Source organism: uncultured Campylobacter sp., assembly GCF_937973075.1.
In the GTDB taxonomy this organism is placed as follows: Bacteria; Campylobacterota; Campylobacteria; order Campylobacterales; family Campylobacteraceae; genus Campylobacter_B.
In genome coordinates, this window is the sequence record NZ_CALBWL010000059.1 from 18,953 (window position 1) to 29,903 (window position 10,951).

A 10,951-nucleotide genomic window follows, 5' to 3' on the forward strand; every position below is an offset into this window, starting at 1 on the left:
CAAGGCGAGGATGCCTTGCGGGAGGAATTATTTATTTAGTTGATCTTTGATCAGATCCCCTAGGCTTTGCTTCTCGTCGTCGTTACTATTGATCTCGTTTAGCGCCTCGCGCTCTTTTTGATGAGCCAGCCTGCGCACGCTTAGGCGAATTCTATTTTTCTTCTCGTCGATAAAAGCGATCGCAGCCTCGATCTCGTCGCCCACTTTTAGGCTATCTACGCTTACGTTGCCAAGATCTTCCTTGCGGATAAGCGCGTCTATACCGCCTCCAAGCTCGACAAAAATTCCGAACTCTTTAATATCGCGGATCTTGCCTTTTACGACATCGCCTTGATTGTGGCTCTTGGCATAATCGCTAATAGGGCTATCGCCGAGCTCTTTGTGGTTTAGAGAAATTTTTTGAGTGTCTTTATCGATCTTGATGATCTTAACCTCGATCTCGTCGCCCACTTTGAATAAATTTTTGCACTTCTCGCCGCGATCCCACGAAGCGTCTTCGTTATGCAAAAGTCCCTCTACACCGTCGATCCTTACAAACGCGCCGAAATTTGTAATCGTAGTGACGCTACCTTTTAGCACGTCGCCCACTTTATGCTTAGCAACGAACTCGTCAAAAGGCTTTGTGAGTAAATTTTTAAGGCTCACGCGCAATCTGCGCTCGCTAGGATTGATCTCTACGACCTCGACGTCAAGCTCCTCGCCCTCGCTGATGAAATCTTTCGGATTTTTGATATTTTTATCCCACGAAATTTCACTGATATGCAAAAAACCCTCGATGTCATTACCAAGATCTACAAACGCGCCGTAAGGCTCGATATTACTTACTTTTACGCGGATAGTATCGCCCACTTCCAGGCTATCTTTGATCTCATTCCAAGGATCGGGCATCGCCTCTTTTATCGAAAGGGAGAGATGTTTTTTATCGTTGTCATATTTGATAACTTTAACCGGAACCTTATCGCCCTCTTTGTAGAGCGAGCTTGGATTTACCGGGCCTTTGTATGAAATTTCGCTGTAGTGCACGAGCCCATCCACGCCGCCTACGTCTACGAACATACCGTAGGTGGTGATCTTTTTGACGACGCCTTCGATGATGCCCTCGGTAGCGATTACTTTCTCGATCGCCTCTTTGCTTGCTTTGCGATCCTCATCAAGTAGCTTCTTGCGCGATACGACGATGCTTTGCTCATCTCTATCGACCTTAATGATCTTTACTTTGAAATTTTTACCGACGGCGCCATTTGGGTTTTTAAGCGCACTTTGCGAGCGTGGCATAAAAAATTCCACATCATCTGCGTTAGCACAAAGGAAACCACCCTTATTAAACGATAGAATTTTAACGTCATAGACATTCTCTGCGTTTTCATCATAGGAGTCGATGAATGCCTTTACTTTTTCCTTCTTTAGAGCCTTTTTATACGATACGACCGGGCGACCGCCTCTGCTTCCGATAATAGCGACTTTGATGTCATCTCCCACATTAACCTGCGGGTTTCCTTGATCGTCGCTAACCTCGGCGGCATCTAAAATACCCTCCGACTTCCTGCCTACGTCTATGAAAACCTCGCCGTCCTTAAGGGCGATAACCTTACCTGTGACAACCTCGTCGCGAGACTTCCCGGTGTCATACTCCTCTAACAATGTCGCAAAATCTTCCTCTGCGTGGTTTTGAACCTTCTCGTTCACCTCAGCCATATGCTTCCTTTAAATTTATTTGTGCTTTTTTGAAAAGAACTAAAATGCGCGATTCTAGCTAAAATTTGCTTTCGATTTGATAAATTTCTAAGAGTAAATTTGATAAGAGGGCTTATAAATTCTGCGTTAAATTTTCGATTCGCGCTACTACTTTTTTGATGATCCAATCGGGAGTGCTAGCTCCTGCGGAGATGCCGCAGAGGCTTTTGTTTTCAAACCACGAGCGTTCAAGCTCGCTTTCGTTTTCTATAAGATAACTGTCTTTGCAAAAATTTTGCGAGATTAAAAAAAGCTGCTTGGTGTTGGAGGAATTTTTCCCGCCTACGATTATCATCACGTCGGCCTTTTGTGACAGGCTTTTTACAGCCTCTTGATTTTCCAGCGTCGCATTGCAAATCGTATTAAAAATTCTCAGCTCCCTTGCGCGTTGCATCAAAAAATCCGCGATTTTAGTAAAGCTTTCTATCTTTTTCGTAGTCTGCGAAACGAGCGCGACGCGAGGTCCAAGCTTGATCTGCAGTAACTCCGCGGGCTCCAGCACTACGCATACTCTTCCTTTGGCGTAGGATTTCACGCCCTTTACTTCGGGATGATTTTTATCGCCGAAGATTACGATATCATAGCCCTCCGCGCTCATCTTTTCTACGATCTGCTGCGGCTTGGTTACGAAAGGGCAGGTAGCGTCGATGAGCTGCTTGTTTTGCGCTTTTAGGTTTTGCAGATCGTCCTTTTGGATGCCGTGCGTGCGGATGATGAGCTTTTGCTCGTCCTTGATCTCGCTAACGCCCCCCAGGGTTTTGACGCCGAAATTTTGCCTTAGCCTATTGATCTCTTCGGCGTTATGTATGAGTTCACCAATCGTAGCGGCCTCGCCGGCGCTTTCTGCGATCTTGATCGCACGCTTGACGCCAAAGCAAAAGCCGTAGCTTTTAGCCATCTCAATCTTCAACGCTGGCTCCGATCTGTCTTAAAATCGCGGCGAAGTTCGGAAACGACGTCGCGATACAATCGCTATCCTCGATGATCATCCCCGATCTTAGGCCTAAAATCGCAAAACTCATTGCGATACGGTGATCACCGCACGGCGTGATGATCGCCGCGTTCGCCTCGCCGCCTTCGATATGCCAGCCGTCCTGCAGCTCGCGCGCCTTGATACCGCAGGCGCGAAGCCCTTCGCAGGTTACCTTTATGCGGTCGCACTCCTTTACGCGCAGCTCGGCGGCATTTCTAAGCACGCTACTTCCCTGTGCGCAGGCAAAGGCGATCGCAAGCGCAGGCGCCTCGTCTATCAGCCACGAGATGTTTTCGCTCACCTCCACGGCGTAAAGCGGCGCGTAAGCGACCTCTATATCGCCGATCTGCTCGTAAATTTCGCTTGTTTTGTGAAATTTTACCTCGGCGCCCATGCGTTTTAAAATTTCATACGCCTCTATGCGAGTTTTGTTTAGCAGCATATTTTTTAGCACGATGCGCGAGCCTGGGATTATCGCTGCGGCTACGGCGAAGAAAAACGCCGAGCTGGGGTCGTTTGGAATAAAAATTTCAAGCGGTTTAAGCGGCGAGCCAAGTGGCGCGACTTCGATCGCAAGGCCGTTGCGTGAAATTTGCGCGCCCATCACTTTTAGCATCCGCTCGCTATGATCGCGGCTAAGCTCTGGCTCGCTAAACCTGCACCCGCTGCCGCGCAAGGCCGCTAAAATCAGAGCGGTCTTAACCTGCGCGGACGCGATTTTACTCGCGTATTCAAAATATCCGAGCTTTTGCCCGAGCACCGCAATAGGCGCCTTTTCGCCGCCTGCTCGTCCGTAAATTTTAGCGCCCACCTTGCAAAGCGGATCCGCAACGCGCCTCATTGGGCGCTCGCTTAGATACCGATCGCCGCACAGCACGAAAAAGCCCTCGCGCCCTGCCAAAAAGCCCATAAATAGCCGCATAGCAGTGCCCGAGTTGCCGCAATCAAGCGGGACGTTCGGCTCTTTGATAACCTCCGGCGGAGTGATCAGAATTTCTCCCTCTACGCGCTGTACGCTAGCGCCCAAAAGCTCCACAATCTTTAGTGTATTTAGCGTATCCTCGGCGGCTAGATAGTTTGAAATTTTACTCGTCCCCTCCGCTAGCAGCGAAAAGATCGCCGTGCGGTGCGAGATCGATTTGTCCGCGGCGATATTTGAAATCTCCGCCCGCAAAGGGCCCGCTTGCGCAAAAATTCTCATCGCAGCCCAAGTCCCAGCTCGCTGCTAAGCGCGGCTAAAATTTTATCGGTAAAGCCCGCTACTTCCTCGTCGCAGAGCGTTTTTTGAAGGTCTTGAAATACAAGTCTGATCGTCAGGCTCTTTGAATCGCCCAGGCTTTCGTCGCTATAAAGATCGCTTGGGATAAGCTCCTTTAGCGCCTCGATTTTAAGGGCGTCTATGCGCTCTTTGATCTGCTCGAAGCGCATTCCGCTAGGCACCAAAATGCTTAGATCGCGCGATACGCTAGGGAACTTCGAATAAGCGTCCGCTACGATATTTTCGAATTTAAGCTTGGAAAAATCGATCTCGCACAGATAGCTTTTATCCAGATCGCGCCCTGCTTCTACGGCGTAATCCACGCGCCCGATAAAGCCTACTATCTCGCCGCCTTGCTCGATCTGAGCTTGCTCGAATTCGCTTAAAAATTTCAAATTTTCGCCGGGCAGCCTGACCTTAAATTTACCGATGACGCTTTGGATTAAATTTGCAAAATACAAAAAATCCACCGCAGCGGGTTTTGCGCCGGCCGCGATGGAAGGCTCCGCCTTTAGTCCGCTAGCAATAAAGCCCAGCCTTAGGCTCTGCGAGCCGTCCGTATCAAATACCTCTCCTAGCTCAAAAAGCTTAACGCTTCTGCGGGAATTCTTTAAATTTCGCTCAGCAGATTCTAGCAGATGATTAATGAGCGTCGGTCTTAGCGCGTCCAGCTCGCCATTGATCGGATTTAAAATTTTAACCTTGCACGGCACAAAGCCTAAGCCTTCTAGCGCCTTGCTATCGTCAAATACATAATGCACGCACTCGAAAAATCCTACTGCTGCCGCCTTGCTGCGAAGCTTGCGTCCATTACATAAGCTTACGTAGGTATCGTTTAGGCGGTTTTTCTCGTAGAAGCTTAGCGGCGCGGCGGCGATATTGTCGATACCCACGATACGCACGATCTCCTCGCACACGTCGTGAGAATTTACGATATCGTGGCGGAAGGGCGGCACCTTGGCGGTGATTAGATCGGCTTCGACGCCTACATCAAAACCTAGCCTTTTTAAAATTTTTACGATCTTATCGCGCGGAATTTGCGCGCCGATCATTGAGTTTATCTCTTTTTCGCTAAAGCCCACGATGAGCGGCTCCAAAGCATTTGAAATCTTTTGTGTGCCCGCATATAGGCTAACGGCTTTATTTTTAAGTAGCAATCTAAATAGCAGATCTAGCCCTAGCCTAAGCTTTGGCTCGCTGCCTCTGCTTGAGCGATACACGTGCTCATCGCCCTTTAAGCTTTTGTTTTCGTTTACTGCTTTGGCGATAATTAGTGGCGCGGTATAGTTTGCCTCTAATAGCACCACTTTGCTACTGCAACACGCCTTTAGCTCCGCATCTTGGCAAATCCCTGCTACGCTAAGCAGTCTCTTGCCCGCATAAACGCCGAACTCGCCGTTTGGCATAGGCTTTATGTCAAGCGCCACCTTGCCATCTGCGGAAGCGATCTTTTCAAAATCATAAGCGCGCAGCAATACTCCGGTAGAATGAGTAGCGTAGTTGATGAAATTTTGCACCGCGCAGCTTTGCAAAACACCAACGCTTGCAAGACGCAAGGTCTGCTTTAAATTTAACTTTAGCTCGCCTTTGATCTCGTAAGCTCGAAAAGCAAATTTAGCGCTTACCTCGTCGCTTGCACGCACGCTTAAAATTCTACCGATACCAGGCGCTCCGTCGGCATCTTCAAATTCGTGCTTTTCCTTTAGCGGCAGATCAAGTGCCGCGCTTAGATCGCGCGCTATGCCTAAGATGCTAAGGCAGTCGCCGCGATTAGCGGTAAGCTCGATCTCGATAAGATCATCATTAAAAATTTCATACTCGCGCAGCTCTTTACCTAGCACAAGCTCGCCGATGCTGCTATCAAGCACCATAATGCCGTCATTCGTCTTAGCAAGTCCAAGCTCCGTTGCCGAACAGATCATGCCAAAGCTCTCCACGCCGCGAAGTTTGGCAGGCTTGATCTCAAGTCCGCCAGGAAGCACGGCGCCGATTAGGCTAACTGCGACGTATTGCCCTGCCTCGACGTTTTTCGCGCCGCAGACGATCTGCAGGCTCTGCTTACCGACATCAACCTCGCAGACATTTAGATGATCGGAATTCTCGTGACGACGCTTGCTTTTTACGAGTCCTACGACGACGCCTTTAGGAAGTGAAATTTTATCGTGAGCGTCAACCTCAAGACCGATGGAATTTAGCGTAGAAAGCAGCCTTTCGCTTGAAATTTCGCTTATGTCGATCCACTCTTGTAACCAATTTCTCGTTATTATCATTTAAACTGCTCCAATAATCTAATATCGCCTTCAAATAGCGAGCGCAGATCGGGAATACCATGTAGCAGCATCGCAAATCTCTCCACGCCGAGCCCGAATGCGTATCCGCTGACGTTTTTCCAGCCCACCGCTTTAAAGACGTTAGGATCGACCACGCCGCTGCCTAGCACCTCGAGCCAGCCCGTCTGTTTACAGACGCGGCATCCCTCGCCGTGGCAGAAAATACAGCTGATATCGACCTCGGTGCTTGGCTCCGTAAACGGAAAGAAGCTCGGGCGGAAGCGCACTTTTACGTCTCCAAACATATAGCGCAAAAATTCCTCTAAAACGTATTTTAAATTTGCAAAGCTCACCCGATCGCCCTGCTCGACTACGAGACCTTCTACCTGATGAAACATCGGCGTGTGGGTTAGATCCATATCGCGGCGAAAGACCGCGCCCGGGGCGATCATACGCACCGGCGGAGCTTTAAATTTCTCCATTGTGCGGATCTGAACGCCGCTGGTGTGCGTGCGTAGCAGCCGCCCGTCATTTAGATAAAACGTATCTTGCATATCGCGCGCAGGGTGGTATTTGGGTAAATTTAGCGCTTCAAAATTATGGAAGTCGTCCTCGATGAGCGGGCCGCTTTCGACGCTGAAATTTTGCGCGATGAAGTAGTCTATGATCTTATCCATCGTCTCCATTACGGGGTGCAGCGCTCCGCAGCTTACGTTTTCGTTAAAAAGCGTGACGTCGATTGCTTCATTTTTCATCGCCTCTTTTTGCTCTGCTGCTTCCAGGCTCGCCCTTTTTGCAGCGATGAGCTCGCTGAAATAATCGCGCTTTTCATTCGCGCTTACGGCAAGCTCTTTTTTCTGCTCGGGCGCTGCGGATTTGAGCTCGGAAAAAAGCTGCGTTATGATGCCTTTTTTGCCAAAAAGCTCTAAGCGCACGGCTTCCAGCTCGCTTAAGCTCGATGCGGCGTCGATTTTTGCTTTAATCTCTTGCAAATTCTATCCTTGTAGTTAAATTTAATGGCGCGATTGTAGTTAAAATTTGATAAAAGCTAGGTAAATTTGCGTGTTTGGATTTTTTGGCTATAATCGCAGCTAAATTTCAACCCTCATAAAAGGATCTAAAATGAACGTCTTCGAAAAGATCGTAAACGGCGAAATCCCGTGCAACAAAGTGTTAGAAAACGATGAATTTTTGGCTTTCCATGACATCAACCCAAAAGCGCCGATCCATATCCTGGCGATCCCTAAGAAATGCTACGAAAACTTCCAAGTAACGCCGCCTGAAGTGATGAGCAAAATGAGCGCTTTCATCCAAGAAGTAACTCGCAAAATGGGGCTTGATAAGAGTGGATACCGTCTTGTTTGCAACTGCGGCGAAAACGGAGGTCAAGAGGTGATGCATCTGCACTTTCATATCCTAGGCGGAATGAAACTGCCGTGGGACCGTGTCAGCGACCGCAATACCGAAGAGAATTTTTAATCGTCTGAGAATTTTCAGCTTGTAAAATTAGCCGGAAAAGTATATAATCTGCAAAAGTCAAGGTTTGTAATACAAAATTTTTATCTGCAAGGCTTTAATGCGAATTTTTATGGTATGAATTTCAGCTTGTAAATTACAAAATTGCTTGGTGTAAAATTATAAACGCAGAGACCCGCTGAGTAGAATTTAGAACATATAAAATTCTACTCAGCGTATTTCATCCGTCAAAATTTTATAGTACGCAGATTTTTTGCCAACACTAGAAAAACTGCGAAATTCTATTCTGCTTCAAGCCCGATTTTAGGAAAAATGTACTCTATGATGAAGTCCCACATATACTCCTTATAACGCGCAATAGCTTCTCGGTTCTCTGTTAAAAGCTCATACATCTTTTCTAGTCGTGCTTCATTTTTCTCATCATATGCCGCCGTGCAAAGGGCGGATGCGATGGTACCGCGCTTTTGCGGTAAAAAATTTTCATTTTCTAAATTTGCCAAAAGCAGCTCAAAATCGCAGAAATCACATAAATTTACGTCCTCATCGTTTTCATACTGCATTAATTGCTCCTTACCATCGCTTACAATTATACTCTCCTGACTATAGCAAAATTTCAACTCCGCATTTTGTCCCCACTCGTTTAATAACTCCGAGTCAATGGCTATATTGCTACCCCATACTTTCTTACACTCGCAACTGCCACATTTCTCGCACTTAGCTCTAACAACCGCTTCATCAAATTGACCAAACGCCATATCGCGAGCGGCAATCTCAAACTCCGTTGTCGCACCACAACCCGCGCAAATGCGGTGTAAAATATATTTACTCAACTTAAACTCCTAAAGTATGGTTTTTTGCAATGCCAGCAAAAAAATTTATGGCTAGACATTTTTACCGATATATCACAGTCATTTTAGCATAAAAAGCAGTGTTTTTCCCTGCACTACCTAAATTTGGCGCGCCTTACACACGCCACAATACGATTGAGACACTCATAGCATATAAATAATTTTTAGTTTAGTTGAAATTGCATTTATATTTCGTCTTTTAGCTCGTAATTTTGCTGGATATTTTTAGTAGCTAATTTAAACGACGATGAGAGTACTATAATTTTAAAATGCAGATTAGAGATACGCATCTCCATAAATTTTGAAAGGATTAAAATTTAGACTCGGCCGCGGAAAGCTCCACAGCCGAAATCAGACTATTTTGAAAGCATTGAAGAAAGCATCCATAGGCGTTTTTCATAATCGCCGTAGTGATCCTGCGCAATATTTGAAGTCGTATCGTCGCCCTCTTCTTCGGCTACTTCTTGAAGCTTTTTAAATTCTTTTACCAAATACTCATAGGCTTTTTTAACATCCTCAAGTACCTCAGATACACTATAGCTATCTTTTACGCTAATCGGAGCGTCTTTTGAAAGCTCAATTAGATCCTTAGCCTTAGTTACGGCCTTACCGCCTATTTGAAGCGCGCGCTCAGCCATATCGTCGAAAAGCTCGCCCATCTCGTCGTATGCTTTCTCGGTGTAAGCGTGAACCTGCGCAAATTGTAAGCCCTTAACATTCCAGTGATAATCGTGGAATGCAACAAAGAACGCATGAGCGTCCGCCTGAAGTTTGTTTAGTTGTTTTACTGTTTTTGACATTGTGTCTCCTTTATTTAAAATTGCTGTAATTATAGCAAGATTTTCTTAAATTATAATTATACTAAGTAATAAATTTTATCTTTTAGTGAAATTTTGAAATTAAATAGCTTTTAAATTTATCTACAATTTTTTTGAAATTTCAGCTATGCTGCATTATAATGCCGCATTATGAAAAACAAATTTATGATAACCATAACCGACCTTAACGGCTCTAGGAATTTTTTGCTTTCGCAAATCATCAAAAAGATCGCGTTATATTTGGTGCTATTTGTTTTTACCGTTTTCGTTACGGGTGCGCTATATATCAGGTATCTGGGCTCTAAAATCGACAGCCTTTCGCGAACCAAAACCGAGCTTAACGAGCTAAATCAAAAACTTCGCGATGGTATCGCGGCAAGTCAGATGGAATTTGAAGCCATCGAGGGTAAAATTTCGGATTTGGAGCATCAGTTTGGGCTAGATCCTGAGGAGGATGAGCGCGCGATCGACCGCTTATCTCACATCAAGCCTACTTCCGAACAAGAGATTAAAGAGCGCGCGCAAAAGATCATCAACGAAAAATTCTCCGACGCGCTGATAAAAGAAATTTTTATGCAGATCCCAAACGGCAGGGTCATGCGCACTCATCAGCTCAGCGAGAAATTCGGCTGGCGCAACCATCCTATCTTAAAGCGCAAGCAGTTTCACCCGGGCGTTGATCTACGTACGCCGCCTAAAACACCTATCTACGCGCCTGCAGACGGTATCATCCAATACAGCGGCGCGGGCGCTACTGGCTACGGCAATCTAGTCGAGATTCGCCATAACTACGGCTTTACGACACGATATGCACATTTGGATTCAAATTTAACTCGCAAAGTAGGCGAGTTTGTAAACAAAGGCGATCTCATCGCTTTTAGCGGTAACACCGGGCTTAGCACCGGACCTCATCTGCACTACGAGATTAGGTTTTTGCAGCTGCCGTTAGATCCGCTAAATTTCATTAACTGGAACGAAAAAAATTACAAAGAAATTTTTACTAAGGAGGAAGATGTCCCATGGCAATCTTTAATAAAGGCGATGCAAACACCGCTCAAACAACAATAATCTCGTCAGGCACGCTCATCAAAGGGGAGCTGCACCTGTCGTGCATTTTGCATATCGATGGCAATGTCGAAGGCGACGTGATCTCCGATAATACCGTCGTCATCGGTAAAAACGGTACCGCACGCGGCTCGATCAGGGCCAAACATATCGTAATTAGCGGCAAATTTTTCGGCAATATCGAAGCCGAGCTCGTCGAGCTGCTAGGCGGTGGTGTGCTCGTAGGCGACGTGCTATCGCAAAGCTTCGGCATCGAAGTGGGCGCGAAATTTAACGGAAAAAGCGCTGTAAGTGGCGGCGATCAGGCCTTGGTAGTGGACGGCAGTGCAAGCGAGGACGTCAAGCTCATCGACAAAGCTTTAGGCGAATAAATCGCACACATTTAGAATTCTTGGGATTTTAAAGGCTTTAGCTAACGGGGTTTTAGAATCTGATTGATATTAAAATTTTAAAATTTCTAGCCTTTGGAATTCTTAGATTTTTATATTTGCGAGATCTTAGAGTGTCAT

The 10,951-nt window shown here is 46.4% G+C and carries 10 protein-coding genes; 3 read left to right on the forward strand and 7 right to left on the reverse strand.

Annotated features, from left to right (window positions below; genetic code table 11):
- Nucleotides 1–27: 27 nt before the first annotated feature.
- From Q0274_RS07590 to pheS, 5 genes are all read right to left on the reverse strand, one after another.
- Nucleotides 28–1,695 carry a 30S ribosomal protein S1 gene (locus Q0274_RS07590; RefSeq protein WP_298028651.1) on the reverse strand — a complete coding sequence of 556 codons (1,668 nt, stop codon included), beginning with the start codon at nt 1,693–1,695 and terminating at the stop codon, nt 28–30.
- A 112-nt stretch (nt 1,696–1,807) separates the two neighbouring features.
- A complete protein-coding gene (locus Q0274_RS07595) occupies nt 1,808–2,644 on the reverse strand; it encodes a 4-hydroxy-3-methylbut-2-enyl diphosphate reductase (protein ID WP_298028652.1) in 837 nt (278 codons plus the stop codon).
- Nucleotides 2,634–3,908, reverse strand: a complete 1,275-nt coding sequence (gene aroA, locus Q0274_RS07600; protein ID WP_298028654.1) for a 3-phosphoshikimate 1-carboxyvinyltransferase — start codon at nt 3,906–3,908, stop codon at nt 2,634–2,636. The genes Q0274_RS07595 and aroA overlap by 11 nt, the downstream gene beginning before the upstream one ends.
- Nucleotides 3,905–6,235, reverse strand: coding sequence for a phenylalanine--tRNA ligase subunit beta (gene pheT / locus Q0274_RS07605; RefSeq protein WP_298028656.1), 2,331 nt, complete (start codon nt 6,233–6,235; stop codon nt 3,905–3,907). The genes aroA and pheT overlap by 4 nt, the downstream gene beginning before the upstream one ends.
- Nucleotides 6,232–7,227 carry a phenylalanine--tRNA ligase subunit alpha gene (gene pheS, locus Q0274_RS07610; protein WP_298028658.1) on the reverse strand — a complete coding sequence of 332 codons (996 nt, stop codon included), beginning with the start codon at nt 7,225–7,227 and terminating at the stop codon, nt 6,232–6,234. The genes pheT and pheS overlap by 4 nt, the downstream gene beginning before the upstream one ends.
- Nucleotides 7,228–7,357: 130 nt before the next feature.
- Between pheS and Q0274_RS07615 the strand changes: the two genes are divergently transcribed.
- Nucleotides 7,358–7,714 carry a histidine triad nucleotide-binding protein gene (locus Q0274_RS07615; protein WP_177387424.1) on the forward strand — a complete coding sequence of 119 codons (357 nt, stop codon included), beginning with the start codon at nt 7,358–7,360 and terminating at the stop codon, nt 7,712–7,714.
- A 278-nt stretch (nt 7,715–7,992) separates the two neighbouring features.
- On the opposite strand, the gene Q0274_RS07620 is transcribed toward Q0274_RS07615, so the two are convergent.
- Entirely contained in the window at nt 7,993–8,541 is a 549-nt protein-coding gene (locus tag Q0274_RS07620) for a hypothetical protein (RefSeq protein ID WP_298028661.1), read from the reverse strand.
- A 374-nt stretch (nt 8,542–8,915) separates the two neighbouring features.
- Entirely contained in the window at nt 8,916–9,359 is a 444-nt protein-coding gene (locus Q0274_RS07625) for a DNA starvation/stationary phase protection protein (protein ID WP_005873145.1), read from the reverse strand.
- Between the two features lie 165 nt (nt 9,360–9,524).
- Between Q0274_RS07625 and Q0274_RS07630 the strand changes: the two genes are divergently transcribed.
- Both Q0274_RS07630 and Q0274_RS07635 read left to right on the forward strand, forming a co-directional pair.
- Entirely contained in the window at nt 9,525–10,445 is a 921-nt protein-coding gene (locus tag Q0274_RS07630) for a M23 family metallopeptidase (protein ID WP_306528386.1), read from the forward strand.
- The gene (locus Q0274_RS07635; protein WP_298028663.1) at nt 10,397–10,813 is read left to right on the forward strand and encodes a polymer-forming cytoskeletal protein; all 417 of its coding nucleotides are present in this window, start codon (nt 10,397–10,399) and stop codon (nt 10,811–10,813) included. Before Q0274_RS07630 ends, Q0274_RS07635 begins: the two co-directional genes overlap by 49 nt.
- Nucleotides 10,814–10,951: the final 138 nt, after the last annotated feature.

Excerpts from the sequence above, each read along its gene's own strand:
- Q0274_RS07590 (WP_298028651.1), bottom strand. The coding sequence starts at position 1,695 with ATGGCTGAGGTGAACGAGAAGGTTCAAAACCACGCAGAGGAAGATTTT.
- aroA (WP_298028654.1), bottom strand. The coding sequence starts at position 3,908 with ATGAGAATTTTTGCGCAAGCGGGCCCTTTGCGGGCGGAGATTTCAAAT.
- pheT (WP_298028656.1), bottom strand. The coding sequence starts at position 6,235 with ATGATAATAACGAGAAATTGGTTACAAGAGTGGATCGACATAAGCGAA.
- Q0274_RS07615 (WP_177387424.1), top strand. The coding sequence starts at position 7,358 with ATGAACGTCTTCGAAAAGATCGTAAACGGCGAAATCCCGTGCAACAAA.
- Q0274_RS07625 (WP_005873145.1), bottom strand. The coding sequence starts at position 9,359 with ATGTCAAAAACAGTAAAACAACTAAACAAACTTCAGGCGGACGCTCAT.
- Q0274_RS07635 (WP_298028663.1), top strand. The coding sequence starts at position 10,397 with ATGGCAATCTTTAATAAAGGCGATGCAAACACCGCTCAAACAACAATA.